This window comes from Amycolatopsis thermalba (assembly GCF_023376025.1).
In the GTDB taxonomy this organism is placed as follows: domain Bacteria; phylum Actinomycetota; class Actinomycetes; order Mycobacteriales; family Pseudonocardiaceae; genus Amycolatopsis_E; species Amycolatopsis_E thermalba.
This window is the reverse complement of sequence record NZ_CP091196.1, coordinates 5,164,573-5,183,143: the sequence shown is the minus strand read 5'-3', so window position 1 is coordinate 5,183,143 and position 18,571 is coordinate 5,164,573. Positions and strand designations below refer to the sequence as shown.

The window sequence follows — 18,571 nt, the reverse complement described above, 5'->3', positions numbered from 1 at the left end:
CGTTCCCAAGGGGTGGGCGCTAGCTCGCGGCCAGCAGCTCGGGGGCTGGGGCGTAGGCGGCCAGCTCCTCGTGCAGGCCGGGCGCCTCCAGGACCTCCGGTTCCGGGCTGCCGGCGCACTCCCCGCCCAGCGCGCGCCGCACGAAGGCGGCCACCACCCGGGGCGCGGGCACGACCTGGCCGCCCAGGTAGCCGAGCACCAGCAGGTCCTCGCCGCAGCGGGCCTCCACCGCCACGGCCCAGCCGTAACGCTCGTCCCACAGCAGGGCCACGTCGCGCTCGGGGAACGCGGGGACGTGCCCGTCGATCGCGATGTAGGCGCCCAGCGGTGCCTCCAGTTGCACGCAGGAGCCCTGCCCGCTCAGGCCGAGCATGTCCTCGATCAGTTCGATGTACCGGCGCAGGCCCCGCGCCGTCCTGCTCTGCGGGTCCAGACCCGGGTTCGGGAACACCTGCCCTCACCTCCCGCGAATATCTATAGTGATGACTGTAGATTGAGTCAAGCAACTGAAGCAGATAGACTCGTCAAGTGGCTGTAGACAAGCTGGATGACGAGGACTACCCCGCCTGGACGATGGGGCAGGCGGCGGACGCGCTGGACGTGCAGCCGGCGTTCCTGCGCAGCCTCGACGCCGCCGAGGTCGTCCAGGCCCACCGCTCGTCGGGCGGCCACCGCCGCTACTCGCGCCGCCAGCTGCGGCTGGCCGCGCGGGTCCGCGAGCTGTTCGACGACGGGATGACCCTCGCGGCGGCGGAGCGGATCGTCCGGCTGGAGGACCAGCTGGCCGCCACGCGTGCCGAGAACGCGGAACTGCGGCGCCGGCTGGGCGAGAGGACCGATGGGACGGAGACCGAACAGGAGGTTTGAGGGATGGCGCTGGAAAACGTCTGGATCCGCACGCTGGGCGACGGGCTGGTCCGGGCCGATCAGATCATCGGGATCTCCAACCACCGCACCCCCTCCATGACGGGCAAGCCCGGGCGGTGGCTGCTGACGGTGGCCCTGCCCGTGGCGACGGGCAGCGGGAGCGCCGACGGCTGGGGGCTGACGAACCTGCACCGCACGCTGGTGCAGACGGACCAGGAGGTGGCCGGCGCGCCCGACCGCCTGGCGCGGCTGCTGGCCCAGCTGGCCGCGGTGGACACCGCGGGCGTCATCACGGCCACCCCCTGCGGCCCCGACCGCAGCGACGTGCGGTTCGAGTTCAGCCGTTTCGAGGCGGAGGCGGCGCCGGCAACGTCGGAGGCTCAGCCCGAGGCGGTACCGGAGGTGGTCGGGGTGCGCTGACGGGCTGGCCCGGGCGGCCCCGGCCGTTGCGCCCGGCGGGGAGCCTGCTGCGCGATGGTGCCGAACAACCCGGCGTGCGCTGAGGCGCTTGCCAGGATGCGGGCGCCTCGCGCTGCGGGGCGCCCCGCCGAATGGCCGGGCCTCGGCCCGTTGGGCCGCTGCGGAGAGGCGCGGATGCGCGGCGCTTGCCCGAACGGCCAACCCTGGCCGTGCGCGCGGCGGGCGGTTCCTGCTGCGCGGTGGGGTTGCTGGTGGTGCCGGAGGTAGCCGGGGTGCGCTGAGGCGCTGGCCCGGACTACGGGGCGCCTCGCGGTGCGGGACTTCCCGCCGAATGGCCGGGCCGGGCCTAGGCCCGCCGCTGTGCCGCTGCGGAGGCGCCGTGCCGCAAGTGCGCGGCGCTGCTCGACGGCCGGTCCCGGCCGTCGCGCGCGGGTGGGGTGCCTGCTGCGCGGTGTGCCGAGGTGGTCGGGGTGCGCTGAGGCCCTGGCCCGGACTACGGGGCGCCTCGCGGTGCGGGACTTCCCGCCGAATGGCCGGGCCGGGCCTAGGCCCGCCGCTGTGCCGCTGCGGAGGCGCCGTGCCGCGGATGCGCTGCGCTGCCCGAACGGCCGCCCCCGTCGCCCTCGTGCCAGTGGCATCCGAGCCGCCGCTAGGGCGCGAGCGCGCCCTAGCGGCGCCGCCCGGCGGGGCGCCCCTGCCGCTGGTGCATCGCCAGCCGCTGGGGCGCGCCTCAACCCGTGTCCTTGAGCGCCTCCGCCATCGACGGGTACACGTTCAGGAAATCCAGCAGATCCGTGAACGCCATGACCCGCCGCACGGCGTCCCCCGCCACCACCCGCAACTCCGCCGGCGCGGCCTCCCGGTGCGTGCCGGCCAGCAGCCCCAGCCCGCTCGAACTGATGAACCTCAGCTCGGACAGATCGAGCACCAGCAACCGCGGCCGGTCGACCAGCGCGAGCCGGATCAGGCGGCGCAGCTTGGGCAGCGTCGCGATGTCGAGTTCGCCCGTCGCGGTCAGTACGACGTCTCGTCCCCGGTGCTCGGCCGACACCGTCATCGCGTGCGCGGGTCCGGCCGGTGAACGGTCGCTGGGTGGTGCCATCCGCCCATCATGCATAAGGATCCGGAATCCGGCAGTGGTCCGGTTACCCCGCCGGGCGTCGGCGCGCGCGGCGTGTTTGCCGCGCAATCACCGGGGCAACTCCACCCGCCATTCGTGCGCGCCCGGCCCGGCATCGCCGATTTCCTTGTCCGGCAAGCGAATCCGGGCCCGCGTCCCCGGCGGCACGGTCACCGACAACCACATCCGTCCACCCCCCACCCGCCACGCGCTGCGAATCACGCCATAGGGGCTGTGGTGTTCGGCCTCGGCCCACCGCAACCCACCGCCCGGACACGGCTGCACGACGAAACGCCGGTACCCCGCCTCCGCCGCGCCGGGGTCGTCCGGCAACCGGATCCCGGCGACGTGCGTGTGCAGGAACGAGATCACCGCGCCCTTCCCGTAGTGGTTGAGCGAACCCCGCGCCCGCCCCGCGTCCACGCCGTCCCAGTACTCCCAGATCGTCGTCGCCCCGCGGTCGAGCATCCCGAGCCACGACGGCACGCCCCGCGCGAGCAGCACCCGGTACGCCTCGTCCACGTACCCGGCATCGGCCAGCACCGGCAACAGCAGCCCCGTGCTCAGAAACCCCGTGCCCACGCGATAACCGGCCCGCTCGACCAGCGACACCAGCCGGGCCGCCACCGCCGCGCGCAGCGACGACGGCACCAGGCCGAACGCCAGCGCCCGCACGTGGTTCGCCTGCGTCGGCACCGCGATCGACCCGTCGGCGGCGAGGTATTCGCGCTGCCACGCCTCCCGCGCCCCGGCGGCGATCCGGCGGTAGCCGTCCGCGTCCTCACCCAGCAGGGTGGCGATCCGGCTCAGCAGATCCGCCGATCGGGCGAGGTAGGCGGTGGCCACGATCCCGTGGTCCTCACCCGGATCGGGCGCCGGGGTCTCGCCCGGCTCCAGCCACTCCCCGAAGTGGAACCCGGTGTCCCACAGGTACTCCTCGTGCGGCGCGGGCGCGCCCCGCCGGTCCGGGTGCCGGTTCTCGCGGGCGGTCCGCGCGGCGAAACCGACCCACCGGCGCATCGAGCCGAACTGGCGGCGCAGCAGCTCCAGGTCGCCGTAGGCGCGCCACATCTCCCACGGCACGATCACCGACGCGTCGCCCCAGCCCGCGGAGCCGTCCATCGCGGTCCCGCCGGAGGGCTTCGGGGCGATCGTGGTGACCCGCCCGTCCGGCAGCTGGTCGGCCGCCAGGTCGCGCAGCCACTTGTCGCTGAACCCCGCGACGTCGTGGGTGAACGCCGCGGCCCCGGCGTAGACCTGCCAGTCCCCGGTGAACCCGGACCGCTCGCGCTGCGGGCAGTCGGTCGGCAGATCGCAGGCGTTCGCGAGGAAACTTCGCGTCGCCGCCTCGTGCAACGCGTTCAGGTCCTCGTCACCGCACCGGAACCACCCGGTGCGCCGCAGGTCGGTGTGCACGACGACGGCCGTCACGTCCTCGGCCCGGCCGTCGATCTGCACGTAGCGGAAGCCGTGGGTGGTGTGGCGCGGTTCGAACACCCCGCCGCCCTCGACGACGTCGACCTGGCCGGCGGGCAGCGGCTGCCGGGTCGCGAAGTCGAACGCCCGCAGGTGCCCGGTGTCCACCCGCCCGTCCGGGCCGAGGAACTCGCCGTGGGTGAGCGTGATCCGCCCGGGTGGCGCGGTCAGCCGGACCCACCCGTTGAGGTTGCGCCCGAAGTCGATCACCTGGCTCCCGCCGGCCCGGCGGACGCTCACCGGCGCCAGTTCGGCGGCCCGCCGCACCGGGGGCGCCACGGACAGCTCCAGCCGCGACCGGTCGTCGTAGAGGCCGCCACGCACCGGACGGGCCGCCGCCCACTCCGCGGTCGCGGGCCCGCGCGTCTGGCCGTCCATCAGGTCCGCCGTCATGCCCGACGGGCGGGACCGCCAGCCATCGCCGGTCACCACGGTCGCGCCGGTGCCGTCGGCCAGGGTGGCGCCGAGAGCGAGCAGCGCCGCGACGCGCGTGCCGAACCCGTCGGCGGTCCGCTCGAACCCGTGCCGCCCGCGGAACCAGCCATCCGACAGCAGGATGTCGACCGTGTTGACGCCCTCGCGCAGGTGCCCGGCGACGTCGTAGCGCTGCGCCTGCAACCGTGACCGGTAGGCCGTGAAGCCGGGCGTCAGCTCCTGGTCACCGACCCGGACACCGTTGATGAACAGCTCGTATACACCGTGTGCGGTGGCCCAGGCCGTCGCCTGCACCACCGCAGCGCCCAGCGTGCACTCGGTATGCAAGTTGTATACAGGTCGCCGGCCGGGTGGTGGCACCGCGTCTTCGGCCGGCTCGATCCACTGCGCGGTGCCGAAGTCCGGCGCGGTCACGGTCCAGGGCGCGGGCGCCGACCAGCCGGACTCGCCCAGGTCCGTCCACACCCGCACCTGCCACTCGCTGCCAGGCACCCCGGCCGGGACACCCGCGTCGACCAGCACGGAACGGCCGTCCGCCCGCCGTCCGGACTCCCAGCTCACGCGTCCGTCGTGGACGATCCGGACGGCGTAGGCGTGCTGGACCGCCGCGTTCTCCGGCAGCCACCAGGACAGCCGGGGCCGCGGCACCCCGCAGGGCTGGCCGGGCGGGAGGTGTTCGAGCCGCAGCTCCGCGGGCTGGTTCATGGCCGGAACCGTAGCCGACAAAAACTGAGTCAACAAGGTTTTTGGCGGGCCGGGCTAGAGTGACCGCCGTGGGACGACGCAGGACCGGGAGCTACGCGGCGGGCCGGGAGCGCCGCGCGCGGATCGTGGCCGCGGCCGCCGAGCGCTTCGCCGAACGCGGCTACCACCGGGTCCCGCTGGCGCGCATCGCCGCCGACGTCGGCCTCACCGAGGGCGGCCTGCTCTACCACTTCCCGACGAAGAAGCACCTGCTGCACGCCGTGGCCGAGCACCGGATCGCCACCACCGCGCGCTGGTGGACGGAGCTGGACGCCGACGCGACCCTGGCCGACGTCCTGGCGGAGATGGTCGCCTCGACCGAACGGCACCTCGCGCAGCCGGGCCTGATCGAGCTGTTCGTGCTGTGCTCGGCCGAGGCGGCGGACGCCTCCAGCCCGGCGCACGCGGTGTTCGCCGCGCGCTACGCGGAGACCGTCGACGCGATCGCCGCCCTGTTCACCCGCTGCGCGGAGCGGGGGGAGCTGGCGCCCGGCACCGACTGCCGGGAGCTGGCCAGGGAGTGCGTCGCCGTCAGCGACGGGCTGCAGCTGCAGTGGGTCCTCGCCGACGGGGACCTCGACCTCGTGGGTGGCGTGCGCGCTCACCTGGCCCGGATCGCCGGCGCGGTGAGCACGACCTCGGTCTGAGCGCGGGCCAGGCCGGCCAGCGCGGTCACCGCGACCAGGCACACCCCGGCGGCGACGGCGAACGTGCCGAACACGGCGTGCGCGCCACCCGCCCCGATCGCCATGCCGCCCAGCGTCGGCCCGAAGAACGCGCCGATGAACGACGTCCCGTTGGACCAGCCCAGCGCGGCGGCGCGGGCGGGCGCCGGGAACACCGACGACGTCGTGGTGTGCACGAGGTTCATCGTCGAGTGGCCGCCGACGCCCATCGCGGCGATGCACACCGCGGCGGTCACCGGGCCGGTGGGCAGGACGAGCATCCCGGCCAGGCCCGCGATCGTGCAGGTGCCGGTGGCCACGGCGATCCGCGCGCTGCCGTGGCGGTCGGCGGCCCACGCGGTGACGAACGACCCGAGCACCGCGGCGCCGGTCAGCGCGAAGGTGAACAGCAGCGCGCTGCTCAGCGAGAACCCGAGGTCGATCATCGCCTGCGCGGCCCACACGTTGAGCCCCTGCCAGGCGACCATGTTCGCGATGACGGCGCCCGCGACGGCGAGCAGGATCCACTTGCCCCGCCCCGCGACCAGGGCGGCGAGCTTGCGCCGCCCGGTCCACGACTGGTCGGCCGCGGCCCGCGCGGGGTCGGCCGGGACCCGCAGCGGCGCGAGGACGGCGAAGATCAGCACGCTCAGCCCGGCGCCGACGAAGAACAGCGTCCGCCAGCCGAACGCGGGCAGCACCGGGATCGCGAGCAGCGCGGCGACCACCCCGCCGAGCGGGATGCCGGCCATCGTGATGGTCACGACCAGCGACGCGCGCCGGGCGGGGGCCTGGTCGCGGGCGATGGTCATCGCGGTGGTCAGCGCGGCGCCGACGCCGAGGCCGTTGAGCAGCCGGGCGAACGCGAGCATCGTGCCGCCGGTGGCGAGCGCGAAGGCCAGCGAGCCGAGGCCGAAGACCACGATGCCGGTGGCCAGGGTGGTCTTGGCGCTGGTGCGTTCGGCCAGTGCGGGGGCCAGGAGGGCGCCGAGCACCGCGCCGAGGTAGACGACGCCGCCGATGAGGCCGGTCTGGCCGTCGGTGATGCCGAGGGCGGGGTCGGCGAGCAGCAACGGCACGACCGAGCCGTAGACGATGAGGTTGTAGCCCTCGATGACGGTGACGATCATGCAGACGGCGACGACGAGTCGCCGGTGTGCCGCGGACGCCCCGGTGCGGGGCGAGTTGGCCAGCTTCATTGGTGTCCTCCGGGCGGGAGTGATGGCCGTCTCAGGGTGCGGTGGCGGGGGCCGCGGCAGAACGGGTTCGTCCCGGTTCCCGGGACAGCTCCGGTATCGGTGGTGTCACCGGTTCTGTCCGCGACCGGTCGCACTTTTCCTCCCGTGTCTCCAGTGAGGGAAAAGCCCATGCGCAGCCCGCCGGCGTCAAGCTCCCGAACGTGGCGTGGGGCAACGGTGCGTGCCGCGCGGATGGCACCTGGTTCGAGAACATGCTGACCGAGTGGACCTCGCACGGCTTCCTGGTCATCGCCAACGGCAGGGCCGGTGGTTTCGGCTCGACCACGTCGGACATGCTCACCGAGTGGGAGGTGGTCGCGGCACCTGGCGGCGCGGGGCCGGCCACCCCGCGCCGGTTCACGCTGGGGCCGGTGCGCCACCGGCGGGAGGCGGTCGCGCTGGCGTGGCCTGTGCGCCGCTCGGTCCGCGCGGTGTGTGCGCCATCGGCGGGAAGCGGCCGCCCCGTTCCGCGGCCGCCGCTCTGCGTGCCACCGGCCACAAGGCTCACCTGCCGAGCACGGCCGCCACGTCGATCGCCGGGTTGACGCGCCGCAGGCCGTGGACCGCTGCTTCGAACTTGGTCGCGAAGGCCTGGCTCGGCATCACCACGGCGACCGCCTGCCACGTGCCGCCCGCGCCGAGCCGCGCCGTCGCCACCGCGGAGATCCCGCGGTCGTGCTCCTCCCGGTCCACCGCGACCCCGGCTCGCCGCACCCGCGCCAGCTCCGCCAGCAACGCGGTCCGTGACGTCACCGTCGCCGGGGTGAACCGGTCCAGGCGCTCCGGCAGCAGCTCCGCCACCCGCGCGTCCGGCAGCTGCGCCAGCAGCACCTTGCCGATGCAGCTGGCGTGCAGCGAAAAGCTCTTGCCGACCTGCGTCACCCCGCGCAACCGGGCCGGGGCGGCGATCTGGTCCACCACCACGACCTCCCGCCCGCTGAAGACGGCCAGCTCGACCCGCTCCTGCACCTCCCGCGCGAGCGCCACCAGGTCGGGCCGGGTGGCGGCCAGCAGCCGCAGGTGGCTGTTCATCCCGAACTTCAGCAGCGCCGGCCCGAGCACGTACCCGGGCCGGTCCGGCTCGCGGGAACGCACCACGTACAGCTCGCGCTCCAGGCTCTGCAGCACGCGGTGCACGGTGGAGCGGGGCAGCCCGGTGCGCACCGCCAGCTCGGTGACGGTCAGGCCGCACCGGCTCTCGGCGAGGGTGTCCAGGACGAGCGTGACGCGGGCGAGGTCGGCCATCTCACCGGGTCCAGGTCCGGGTCACGGTCAGTGACCGCACCCGCCACCCGTCCTCGGCGACGAGCAGCGCGTACTCGCCCAGCGTGTGCAGTTCGGGATCCGGCCGCAGCACCCACCGGGTGTAGTGGGCCCGCGCCGACCACAACCCGTCACCGGCGGGTTCCACGATCAGGTTGCTCACGTCGTGCCGATGCGGCGCCGGGTCCGTCCACAAGCGACCGAACAGCTCCCGCGCCCCGCCGGGATCCGCGCTGCGCGCCGCGGGGAACACCACCCGCGCCGCGCCCAGCAGGTCCACGACCGCGTCGACGTCCTTGCGATCGGCGATCTCGACGTAGGTGTGCAGCAGGTTGGCGATGTGGTGCCGGGCGGTCGCGCTCACGCCTGCCGGTCCCGCCAGGCCCGCACGTACGCGCGCCCGTAGTCGTTGCCGTGCGGCGTCCGCAGCACGGTGTGGATGTGGAACGGCTTCGGCGTGTCGTAGTCGAGGAAGACCCCGCAGTGGTGGTCCAGCTCGGCGATCACCACCGGCGACTGCACCCGGTAGTAGAACACGTCCCCGGGCTCGTGCCCGCCGATCCAGGAGAACCACGTCTCGTCCAGGAACGACCGCACCTCCCGCATCCGCGCCGCCCGCGGCCCCTCGGGCAGCAGCGACACGAACGACTCGACGATCGCCAGCACGAGCTCCCGCGCCGCGGCCGGCATCTCCGCGACCCGCACACCCTCGACCGGGATCACCCGGTTGTCCTGGAACGCGCCCGCGAGGTGCCGCTCGTCGCCGGGGTGCACCCGCCCGGGCGGCATCGCCGGGTCCACCATCCGCTCGTACACCACCGCGGCGCGCCGCTGGTTCTCCGGCAGCGCGGCCATCAGGTCGGTGCCGAGCCGGATCCGGTCGGTGTAGGCGGTGGTGCCGGCGTGCGGGCCCTCGTCGATCTCGTTCGGCTCGGCGCCGAGGAACACCGGGCTGACCACCATGCGCCCCGCCACCACCAGGCAGTTGACCGCGCAGTGGTGCCCGAACAGCTGCCAGCCCCACGGCTCCACCGGGTCCGGCTCGCCGTAGAGCGCGACGTTGTAGCTGAACTCGTTGAGGATGCTCGCCAGCCCGACGACCTCGCCGAGGAACCCGTTGATGCGCATCATGTCGTGCACCAGCCGGAAACCCTCCGGGCTCAGCGAGGCCCGCACCAGCTCCAGGGCCGCGCGCCGCACCTCGGGCGGCTGGAACTCCAGCCGGATCCCGGTGTCGAACTGCATGAACTCCGGGTTGGCCCAGGTCTGCCACTCGACCGCGTCCACGGCGTACCGCAGCTTGCCGCGGCTCTCCTCGTCCAGCGCCGCCTCCAGCGCGCGGGCGGCGGCGACCATCGCCTCCACCGGGGCCTCCTCACCAGGCCGGGCGGGCTCGAACGGGTGGACCTCCGGGCGGAGCGTGCCGTCCTCGGTGACGCCGCGGAACTCCTGCAGCTGCAACGGTTCCCAGCCGCGGATCAGGCCGCCGGTGAACGGGTCCTCCTTCGCGGCCTCCCGGTAGGTGTAGGCGTCCATCCCCTTGATGCCGGTGATGCGCGGGGAGTCCGGCGGGAACAGGTATCGGCGGAATTCGGCCGGGGCCACGGTGCCTCCTCAGTCGGTGGTGTTGTGCCGGGCGACGGCGGCGCGGACGGCCGCTTCGTCGCCCGAAGCGATGGCGTCGACCAGGTCGACGTGGACCCGCAGCCGCCGCGCCCGGTACGCCTCGGCGTCGGTGTCGCGCAGGTGCGGTGCGGTGGTGGACAGGTGCCCGAGCGTGCCCAGGTAGACCGCGCGGGCCATGGCGTTGGGGCACAGCGCGGCGATCTCCTCGTGCAGCGCCCAGTTCGCGCGGACGAACTCCGCCCACGACGGCGCGGCGGCCATCGCGTCGAGGCGGGCGCGCAGGCGGGGGATGTCTTCGGCCGTGCGGCAGCGCGCGGCGCCGACGTCGATCAGCTCTTCGAGGTGGTTGCGCAGCTCGACGGCGTCGGCGACGGACGAGGGGTCCTCGCGGACGCCGAGCAGCGTGTGCCGCATCCGCACCACCGGGCCCTGGTCGGCGACGAACAGCCCGCCGCCGCGGCCCGGCCGGATCGCCAGCACGCCGCGGTCGCGCAGGAGCCGGATGGCCTCGCTGACGGTGGCCCTGGCCAGCCCCGACTCCCGGCGGATCTCGTCGATCGTGCCCACCGGGTCGCCCGGCGCGAGCCCCCGGATCCGCTCCTCGAGCAGGGCGGCGAGCTGCTCGGCGCGGGTGCGCCCGAGTCCGGTCAGGTTCGTCATGGTGCTATTCAACCATAAAGGTTCTAACCTTTAGGAAGTTTTCTGGAGCGAAGGAGCAACGATGCGGATCGTGGGAGTGGCGCGCGGCGCCGGCACCGAGGTCGGAAGCCTGGCGGAGGACGGGTCGGTGACCGTGATCGCCGGGCTGGAGGAGTTCTGGTCGGACCCGGAGGGCTTCCTGGCCCGGCCGCGGTCGGGCCAGACGCTGACGGACGTGCGGCTGGTGCCGCCCGTGCTGCCCGGGGCGCGGGTGATCTGCATCGGGCTGAACTACCTCGCGCACGTCGCCGAGGGCTCCTACCGCGACGCCGAGCTGCCCGAGTACCCGACGCTGTTCGCGCGCTGGACCCAGTCGCTGACCGTGGACGGCGCGGAGATCCCGGTCCCGGCCGACGAGGACGGGCTGGACTGGGAGGGGGAGATCGTCGCGTGGGTCGGCCGGACGCTGGTCGACGCCACGCCAGAGGAGGCGCTCGCCGCCGTGGCCGGGTACTCGGCGTTCAACGACGTCACCGCGCGGCGAGCGCAGAAGCTGACCTCGCAGTGGATCCTCGGCAAGAACGCCGACTCCTCCGGCCCGCTCGGCCCGATGGTCCCGGCCGCGGAGGTCGGGGACCTGCGGGACGGGCTGCGGGTGCGCACGCGGGTCAACGGCGAAACCGTGCAGGACGGCAACACCACCCAGATGGTGTACCCGGTCGGCGAGACGCTGGCGCACATCTCGCGGACCTTCACGGTCCGGCCCGGCGACCTGCTCGCCACCGGCACGCCGTCGGGCGTCGGGTACGCGCGCACGCCGCGGTGGCTGCTCCAGCCGGGTGACGTGGTCGAGGTCGAGGTCGACCGGCTGGGCGTGCTGCGCAACACGATCGTGGACGGCAAGCAGCGGCTGCTGTCCCGGGAACCGGGACGCGGAGGGGCCGCCTGACCCGGTCCCGCACCTATCTTCGCCCGGTCAGGCTAGGAGAGACCGGGAGGTCGACGTGGACTTCGACGTCGCAGTCATCGGCTACGGGCCGGTGGGCAAGCTGCTGGCGATCCAGCTGGGCCGTCGCGGGCACCGGGTGGTCGTCCTCGACCGCAACGAGGCCGACTACCCGCTGCCCCGCGCGGTGACGCACTGCTCGGACTTCGCGCGGATCCTGCAGTCGGTCGGGTTGCCGCCGTCGGCGATCCCGGACATCACCGAGCCCTACGACGACCTGTACGTGTGGCGCAACGGCGACGGCGAGACGCTGGTCGAGGTCGACTGGAGCGGGCGCGGCGAATCCGGCTGGTACAACACGTACTTCTTCAGCCAGCCCGCGCTGGAGGCCCGGCTGGACTCGATCATCCGCGGCCTGCCTGCGGTGCGGGTGCTGCGCGGCTGGGAGGCGACCGCCGTGGACGCGGCCACCGGGGCGGTCGAGGCGTGCCGGGGCGGCGAGCGCCTCGCGGTCTCGGCGTCCTGGGTGGTCGGCGCGGACGGGGCGAACAGCCGCGTCCGCGGGTGGGCCGGGATCGGCTGGCATGACGAGGGGTACTTCCACGACTGGCTGGTCGTCGACGTCAAACCCCGGCCGGGGCTGGAGTTCCCGCACATCGCCACGCAGTCCTGCGACGTGCGGCGGCCCTCGACCATGGTGCCGGGCGGACCCGGGCGGCGGCGGTGGGAGTTCATGCGGCTGCCGCACGAGTCCAAACAGGACCTGAATCGCGCGGAGAAGGCGTGGGAACTGCTGGCGCCGCACGGGATCACACCCGGGAACGCCGAGCTGGAGCGGCACTCGGCCTACACCTTCCAGGCCGGCTGGGCTCAGCGGTGGCGGGCCGGCCGGGTGCTGCTGGCGGGGGACGCGGCGCACCTGATGCCGCCGTTCGCCGGGCAGGGGCTCGGCGCGGGGGTGCGGGACGTGATGAACCTCGGGTGGAAGCTGGACCTGGTGCTGCGCGGCCTGGCAGGGGCGGAGCTGCTGGACACCTACGGCAGCGAGCGGCTGCACCACGCTCGGGCGTTCGTGCGGTTCTCGGTGGAGCTGGGGAAGGTCATCTGCATCGCCGATCCGGCGGAGGCCGCGGAACGGGACCGCCGGATGATCGCGTCCCGGGCGGCCGGCGGCAAACCCCCGGCGCCACCGCGCCCGGGCCTGGGGCCGGGCCTGCACACCGGCGAGTCCGGCGGGATCCTGGCGCTGCAGGGCCGGGTGTCGGCCGGCGGGGTGACCGGGCTGTTCGACGACGTGTTCGGTGGCCCGGGTGCGCTGATCACCCGGGAACCGTGCTCGCCGGGCGGCTTGGCGGAGCTGGGGATTTCCGTGGTCGCGCTGGACGAAGTGACCGATGTGGACGGTACCTACACCCGGTGGTTGTCCGAACTGGACGCCCCGGCGGTGCTGATCCGGCCGGACTTCCACGTCTTCGGCGCGGGGGATCCCGCCTGGCTGGCGGGAGAGTTCATCGCCGCCGTTCAGGGCCGCCGCAGGCCCATGCCCCGCGAGATCGCCAGCGCCGTCGCGCGCACGACCTGCTCGTAGGCCTGCGGCCGCGCCGCTCCGGCCGGTACCACCACCGACACCGCCGCCACGAGCGTGCCCGTGTGGTCGTGGATCGGCGCGGCCACCGACGACACCGGCGCCGGCTTGCGGCGATCGAAGATCGCCACGCCCAGGCGCCGCGTGTCGGCCAGGCGGCGGCGCAGCTTGGCGCCTTCCGCGGGGGACAGCTCCGCGAACCGCTCCTCCAGCAGCTCCGGCGGCGCGCCCGACAGCAGCACGATCCCGACGCCGGTGTCGTGCAGGGGAAGCCGCCCGCCGACCCGGTAGGCGATCTCCACCGCCCCGCGCGTCGACAGCCGCTCCACCAGCAGCGCCTCGGCGCCGTCCCGCACCGCGAGCAGCACGTGCTGCCGCGTCACCTCGTGCAGGTCCTCCAGGTAGGGCAGCGCGACCTCCCGCAGCCCGTGGCTGCGCGGCGCGAGCGACGCGATCTCGAACAGCCGCAGGCCGATCACGTACCGGCCGCGCTCGTCCCGTTCCAGCGCGCCCCATTCCCGCAACCGGGCCGCCAGCCGCACCGCGGTGCTGCGCGGCACGCCCGCCCGGCGGCTCAGGTCCGCCAGGCCCAGCGCCCGGTGCTCCTCGTCGAACGCGGCCAGCAGCGACAGCGCCCGGTCCACCACCGGCGCGCCGCTCTTCGGTCGTTTGCCACGTCGCGCGACCGGGGTTTCGCCGTCCATCCATCGAGTCTGACAGACCCAACCAATGGAACGCTCGCTGTCCCGCCGTGATCGCCCGCCCGATACTGGGGCGCACCGGACCACCGCCGATCCGAACGAGGTGATCATGACCCGCCGCACCTTCGAGTACGCCGCGGTCCCGGGGTTCCGGCCGCTGCTGCTGGACCTCCACCGCGGGGACGCGCCCGGGCTCGCACCGCTGGTGGTGTTCGTGCACGGCGGCGGCTGGCGCGTCGGCAGCCGGGAGTCCTTCGGCCCGATGTTCGCGGACACCTCGCCCAGCCCGTTCGAGCGGCTCGCCGCCGCCGGGTTCGCCGTCGCGAGCGTCGACTACCGGCTCACCGGCGAGGCGCCGTTCCCCGCCCAGCTCGACGACGTGTCCGCGGCCTTCGCCTGGCTGCGCGACCACGCCACCGAACTGGGCCTGGACACCGGCCGGATCGTCGTGTGGGGCGAGTCCGCGGGTGGGCACCTGGCCGCGCTGGCCGGGTTGCGGGTGCAGGGCGTGGTCGCGGTCGTGGACTGGTACGGTCCCGCCGATCTCACCGCGCTGGACACCGACCTGGCCGAGGCCGGCCTGGTCGCCGAGCCCGCGCCGGGATCCACCGAGACCCGTGAGGCCCTGCTGCTCCGCGACGTCGCCCCCGCCGAGGCCAGCCCGGTCACCTACGTCCACAGTGGAGCGCCACCGTTCCTGCTGCTGCACGGGAAATCCGACCGGTTCGTGCCGTGCGCCCAGTCGCGGCGGCTGGCCGAGGCGCTCACCGCGGCCGGCGCCGACGTGGACCTGCGGCTGTTCGACGGCGCCGGCCACATGTGGCTCGGCAACCCCGGACTGGCCGCCACCGCCTTCGACCTCTCACTCGAATTCGCCCGTACTCACTGCTTTGGGGGACATGTTGCCTGAGCACTTTCCGGTTCTCATCGCGGGTGGTGGCCCGAGCGGGCTCGCCGTCGCGATCGAGCTGGGCCGCGCGGACATCCCGTGCCTGCTGGTCGAGCCCCGCGCGACCGTCACCGGGGACCGGCCGCGCGCCAAGACCACCAGTGCCCGCACGATGGAGCTGCTGCGCCGCTGGGGCCTGGCCGACCGGGTCCGCGCGGCCGCGCCGCTGCCGGTGTCGCACGCGCAGGACGTCGTGTTCTGCACCAGCCTCACCGGCCACGAGATCACCCGGTTCCCCCACGCGTTCGCGATGCACGCGGAGCGGCGGGACGAGTTCGCCGAAGGCGGGCAGCAGATCCCGCAGCCGATCGTCGAGGAGGTGCTGCGCGAGGCGGTCGCGGAACTGCCGTCGGTGCGGACGCTCTTCGGCTGGCGGATGGTGTCCGCCGAGGACGGTGCCGCCGGGGTGCGGGCCACGATCGCCGGGCCGGACGGCGCGGTCCGCGAGGTCACCGCGGAGTACCTGATCGGCTGCGACGGGGCCGGCGGGATCACGCGGGACGTGATCGGGGCGCGGTACTCCGGCGGCAGCGGTGAGCTGCCCAACCTGAACATCACCTTCCGCGCGCCCGCCCTGACCGACGAGACGGTGTGCGCGCGGGCGGTCCACTACTGGGTGCTCGGGGCCGAGTTCGGCGGGATCGCCGGGCGGATGGACACCGAAGGCACGTGGTGGGCGATCGCGCAGGGCGTGGACGTGCGGGACGGCGACGTCGACCCGGCCGCCCTGGTGCGGCGGCTGATCGGGGCGGACGTCGACGTCGAGGTGCAGGCCACCGACCCGTGGGTGGCGCGGATGCTGCTGGTGGATCGGTATCGGGGGGAGCGCACGTTCCTCGTCGGCGACGCGGCGCACCTGAACCCGCCGTGGGGCGGGCACGGGTACAACACGTGTGTCGGGGACGCGGTGAACCTGGCGTGGAAACTGGTCGCGGTGCTGCGCGGCTGGGCCGGCCCGGCGTTGCTGGACAGCTACGAACCGGAGCGGCGCCCGGTGGCGCGGCAGACGATCGCGGACGCGGCGGCGCAGGAGAACCACCTGGCGCGGGCGTTCGCGCACCCCGACATCGACGCCGCGACCCCGGCGGGCGTGGCGCGCCGGGCGGTGGTGGCCGAGGCGCTGTCGGCCAAGCGCGGCGAGTTCCACAGCCTCGGCCTGGTGCTCGGCTACCACTACGCCGGTTCCCCGATCGTGGTGGACGACGGCTCGCCGGTGCCCCCGCACGAGCCGCTGACCTACCACGGCTCGGCGCGTCCCGGAACGCGCCTGCCACACCGGTGGCTGCCGGACGGTTCGTCGCTGTTCGACCACCTCGGGCCGGGTTTCACCCTGCTGCGCCTGGAAACCGTGCCGATGGAGTCCTTTGTGGAGGCGGCGCGGGCCCGAGGTGTGCCGTTGACGGTGCTGGACCTGCCCGGCCTGCCCGGCAAGGACTCCTACGGCGCCCCGCTGCTGCTGATCCGCCCGGACCAGCACATCGCCTGGCGCGGCGATGACAGCACCGCGGCCGCCGAGATCCTGGACATCGCCCGCGGCGCGCACGCCGCCGTGGTCGCGTCCTGACCTTTCCCCGCTCCCCGTCTCAGTGTGGAGGCACCTTGAGCATCGAACCCACCGCCGCGCGCGCCACCGGGACGGTGACCCTCCTCGCGCGGGTGTGCACGGATCAGATGTGCGTTCCGTTGCGCGGGCGTGCGGTCCCGGTCGTCTCACCGCGCGGGCGCTACTGCCGCGCGCGCCACCCGGTGCGCGGCCCGGGCCCGGCTGCGTGCGGCGGTGCGTGCTCAATCCGGACGCCCGCCGGCCGCGACGGCGGCCAGACGGGGCTCACCCAGCGTCGCGCGCGTTGCCGTCCTTGTCGGCGTGAGTGAGGTGTGCGTTCCGTGCGCGGGCGTGCGGTCCCGGTCGTCTCACCGCGCGGGCGCAACTGCCGCGCGCGGCACCCGGTGCGCGGCCCGGGCCCGGCCGCGTGCGGCGGTTCGATGCTCGTCCACCGCCCCGGATTCCCGCCCCATCCGTCCCCTCCTGTCCGCTCCCGCTCCCCGTCTCAGTGTGGAGGCACCTTGAGCATCGAACCCACCGCCGCGCGCGCCACCGCCGCCGCGGCCCTTCTCGCCCGCGTCGAGCGGATTCCGCTGACCCGCTACCACCTGCGGGTGGCCTCGATACTGGGCGTCGGGACGTTCTTCGACTCCTTCGACGCGCTCATCCTGTCCGTCGCGCTCACCGCGGTCCTCACCACGCTCGGCGCGCCGCTGTCGGTCGCCGGGACGCTCATCGCCGTCGGCTACGTCGGGCAGATCGCCGGCGCCATCCTCTTCGGCGTCATCAGCGAACGCTACGGCCGCAAGGCCGCCTTCGTCGCCGCCTCCGCGTTGTTCGGCCTCCTCGCGCTGGCCTCGGCGATCGCCTGGAACGTCGAAAGCCTCATGGCCTTCCGCCTCATCCAGGGCATCGGCCTGGGCGCCGAGGTGCCCGTCGCCGCGACGATCTTCAACGAGTTCGTCCGCGCCCGCGCCCGCGGCCGGATCGTGCTCGTCTACGAAAGCCTGTTCGTGTGGGGCATCCTCGGCGCCACGCTCGTCGGCGCGCTGTTCCTGTCCGTGTTCCCGCCCGAGGACGCCTGGCGCTGGCTGTTCGTGATCTCCGGCGTCCCGGTGCTCACCGCGGTGTGGGCCCACTTCCGCCTGCCCGAGTCGCCGCGCCACCTCATCCACCGCGGCGACCTCGAAGCCGCCACCGAGATCGTCGAGGCGATGGAGGCCAGCGCCCGCCGCGGCGGCCGCATCCTCGAAGAACCGCACAAACCCGCCGACCTGCGCCCCGAACCGCCCACCCGGTTCGGCGAGCTGCTCTCCCGCGACTACCGCGGCCGCACGCTCGCCCTCTGGTGCATCTGGTTCACCACGTTCCTGCCGCTGGGCGGGTTCACCTCCTGGATGCCGACGCTGCTGGTCCGGGTCGGCCACCTCACCCCGGCCGTCGCGTCCCTGCTCACCGGCGGGATCGTGGTCGGCAACCTCGTCGCCCTCTACGTCAGCGCGTCCTCTTTGGACAAGCTGGGCCGCCGGTTCTGGTTCGCCGCCGGGTACGGGCTGGCCCTGGCAGGCAGCATCGGCGGCGTGCTGCTCGGCGCGACCGGCTGGGTGGCGCTGTTCGTGTGCGGGGCGCTGGTGCTGTTCGGCGTGAACATCAACGCGCCGCTGGCCTACCTCTACACCGCCGAGCTGTACCCGACGCGGATGCGCGCCTGGGCGACGATGGTCGGCAGCACGATGCGCAACCTCGCGTCGGTGATCGCGCCCATCACCATCGGGCTGCTGCTCGGCGCCGCGGCCGGGGTGGTGTGGAGCTTCGCGCTGACCGCCGCCGTGCTGCTGATCGGGCTGCTGGTCATGCTCCGCTTCGGCATCGAGACCAAGCAGCGGCCGCTGGAGGAGCTGGCGAAGTGACCCCGTCAGGAGGGCGGGCGGCCCCAGTCGGCGTGCAGCGCCGCGCGCAGGGCCCGCACCGGCTCGCGCCCGATCCGGCGCGCCAGCGCGGTCTCCGCCCGGCGCAGGATGCCGAGCGCGGTCCGGTGCGTCCGCTCGCCCTCCGCGGTGCGCCGCACCAGCCGCTGCCGCCCGGAAGAGGGATCCGGCACCTGTTCGAGCAGACCGAGCCGGGTCAGCGCACCGACGGCCTGGTGCGCCGTCTGCCGGGTCACGCCCATGCGCCGGGCCAGCTCGGACACCGTCGTCCCGCCGGGGTCGAGCACCGCGAACAGCGCGACCTGGGTGCCCGACACCGGCGCCGCGCCCGCCCGTGCCAGGCCGGCGATCAGCGCCTCGTCGAACCACCGCCGAGCCTCGCCGAGCGACTGAGCGAGTGTGGGTTCTGCTTGCACGACAACAGGA

General features: G+C 74.2%; 18 protein-coding genes. 8 read left to right on the top strand and 10 right to left on the bottom strand.

Annotation, left to right across the window (positions count from 1 at the left end):
• Positions 1–19: 19 nt before the first annotated feature.
• A complete protein-coding gene (locus L1857_RS25160; RefSeq protein ID WP_094008504.1) occupies positions 20–451 on the bottom strand; it encodes a DUF6292 family protein in 432 nt (143 codons plus the stop codon).
• A gap of 122 nt (positions 452–573) precedes the next feature.
• On the opposite strand from L1857_RS25160, the gene L1857_RS25155 reads away from it, so the two are divergent.
• Both L1857_RS25155 and L1857_RS25150 read left to right on the top strand, forming a co-directional pair.
• Positions 574–867, top strand: a complete 294-nt coding sequence (locus tag L1857_RS25155) for a helix-turn-helix domain-containing protein (RefSeq protein ID WP_094008505.1) — start codon at positions 574–576, stop codon at positions 865–867.
• 3 nt (positions 868–870) lie between these two features.
• Positions 871–1,287: a hypothetical protein gene (locus L1857_RS25150; protein ID WP_240323144.1), complete on the top strand. Its 417-nt coding sequence runs from the start codon at positions 871–873 to the stop codon at positions 1,285–1,287.
• 730 nt (positions 1,288–2,017) lie between these two features.
• On the opposite strand, the gene L1857_RS25145 is transcribed toward L1857_RS25150, so the two are convergent.
• Together L1857_RS25145 and L1857_RS25140 are read right to left on the bottom strand one after the other, a co-directional pair.
• Positions 2,018–2,389 (bottom strand): STAS domain-containing protein, encoded by a 372-nt coding sequence (locus tag L1857_RS25145; protein ID WP_205413214.1) that lies wholly within the window; start codon positions 2,387–2,389, stop codon positions 2,018–2,020.
• A gap of 87 nt (positions 2,390–2,476) precedes the next feature.
• Positions 2,477–5,023, bottom strand: a complete 2,547-nt coding sequence (locus L1857_RS25140) for a family 78 glycoside hydrolase catalytic domain (RefSeq protein ID WP_116110376.1) — start codon at positions 5,021–5,023, stop codon at positions 2,477–2,479.
• Positions 5,024–5,091: 68 nt separating this feature from the next.
• Between L1857_RS25140 and L1857_RS25135 the strand changes: the two genes are divergently transcribed.
• The gene (locus L1857_RS25135; RefSeq protein ID WP_094008516.1) at positions 5,092–5,709 is read left to right on the top strand and encodes a TetR/AcrR family transcriptional regulator; all 618 of its coding nucleotides are present in this window, start codon (positions 5,092–5,094) and stop codon (positions 5,707–5,709) included.
• On the opposite strand, the gene L1857_RS25130 is transcribed toward L1857_RS25135, so the two are convergent.
• The 5 genes from L1857_RS25130 to L1857_RS25110 all read right to left on the bottom strand — a co-directional run bounded on the left by L1857_RS25130 (position 5,664) and on the right by L1857_RS25110 (position 10,514).
• On the bottom strand, positions 5,664–6,926 hold the full coding sequence (locus L1857_RS25130; RefSeq protein ID WP_198958373.1) for an MFS transporter: 1,263 nt from the start codon (positions 6,924–6,926) through the stop codon (positions 5,664–5,666). The two genes, L1857_RS25135 and L1857_RS25130, sit on opposite strands and share 46 nt — an antisense overlap.
• Before the next feature lie 543 nt (positions 6,927–7,469).
• Positions 7,470–8,210: an IclR family transcriptional regulator gene (locus L1857_RS25125; protein ID WP_094008509.1), complete on the bottom strand. Its 741-nt coding sequence runs from the start codon at positions 8,208–8,210 to the stop codon at positions 7,470–7,472.
• A gap of 1 nt (position 8,211) precedes the next feature.
• Positions 8,212–8,592: a nuclear transport factor 2 family protein gene (locus L1857_RS25120; protein ID WP_205413216.1), complete on the bottom strand. Its 381-nt coding sequence runs from the start codon at positions 8,590–8,592 to the stop codon at positions 8,212–8,214.
• Positions 8,589–9,833, bottom strand: coding sequence for a DUF3500 domain-containing protein (locus L1857_RS25115; protein ID WP_205413217.1), 1,245 nt, complete (start codon positions 9,831–9,833; stop codon positions 8,589–8,591). Before L1857_RS25115 ends, L1857_RS25120 begins: the two co-directional genes overlap by 4 nt.
• A 9-nt stretch (positions 9,834–9,842) precedes the next feature.
• Positions 9,843–10,514, bottom strand: a complete 672-nt coding sequence (locus L1857_RS25110) for a FadR/GntR family transcriptional regulator (protein ID WP_116110378.1) — start codon at positions 10,512–10,514, stop codon at positions 9,843–9,845.
• A 61-nt stretch (positions 10,515–10,575) separates the two neighbouring features.
• On the opposite strand from L1857_RS25110, the gene L1857_RS25105 reads away from it, so the two are divergent.
• A complete protein-coding gene (locus L1857_RS25105) occupies positions 10,576–11,442 on the top strand; it encodes a fumarylacetoacetate hydrolase family protein (protein ID WP_116110379.1) in 867 nt (288 codons plus the stop codon).
• 55 nt (positions 11,443–11,497) lie between these two features.
• Entirely contained in the window at positions 11,498–13,027 is a 1,530-nt protein-coding gene (mhpA, locus tag L1857_RS25100) for a bifunctional 3-(3-hydroxy-phenyl)propionate/3-hydroxycinnamic acid hydroxylase MhpA (protein ID WP_249466455.1), read from the top strand.
• Here the strand turns inward: mhpA and L1857_RS25095 are convergent.
• Positions 12,961–13,728, bottom strand: a complete 768-nt coding sequence (locus tag L1857_RS25095) for an IclR family transcriptional regulator (RefSeq protein ID WP_094008513.1) — start codon at positions 13,726–13,728, stop codon at positions 12,961–12,963. The two genes, mhpA and L1857_RS25095, sit on opposite strands and share 67 nt — an antisense overlap.
• Positions 13,729–13,834: 106 nt before the next feature.
• On the opposite strand from L1857_RS25095, the gene L1857_RS25090 reads away from it, so the two are divergent.
• The 3 genes from L1857_RS25090 to L1857_RS25080 all read left to right on the top strand — a co-directional run bounded on the left by L1857_RS25090 (position 13,835) and on the right by L1857_RS25080 (position 18,127).
• On the top strand, positions 13,835–14,635 hold the full coding sequence (locus L1857_RS25090; protein ID WP_116110399.1) for an alpha/beta hydrolase: 801 nt from the start codon (positions 13,835–13,837) through the stop codon (positions 14,633–14,635).
• On the top strand, positions 14,625–16,238 hold the full coding sequence (locus tag L1857_RS25085) for an FAD-dependent monooxygenase (RefSeq protein ID WP_094008514.1): 1,614 nt from the start codon (positions 14,625–14,627) through the stop codon (positions 16,236–16,238). The genes L1857_RS25090 and L1857_RS25085 overlap by 11 nt, the downstream gene beginning before the upstream one ends.
• A 500-nt stretch (positions 16,239–16,738) precedes the next feature.
• Positions 16,739–18,127 carry an MFS transporter gene (locus L1857_RS25080; RefSeq protein ID WP_162831022.1) on the top strand — a complete coding sequence of 463 codons (1,389 nt, stop codon included), beginning with the start codon at positions 16,739–16,741 and terminating at the stop codon, positions 18,125–18,127.
• Positions 18,128–18,132: 5 nt separating this feature from the next.
• Here L1857_RS25080 and L1857_RS25075 read toward each other — a convergent pair whose 3' ends face one another.
• Complete coding sequence (locus L1857_RS25075) at positions 18,133–18,561, bottom strand: MarR family winged helix-turn-helix transcriptional regulator (RefSeq protein ID WP_094008522.1); 429 nt, start codon at positions 18,559–18,561, stop codon at positions 18,133–18,135.
• Positions 18,562–18,571 lie beyond the last annotated feature (10 nt).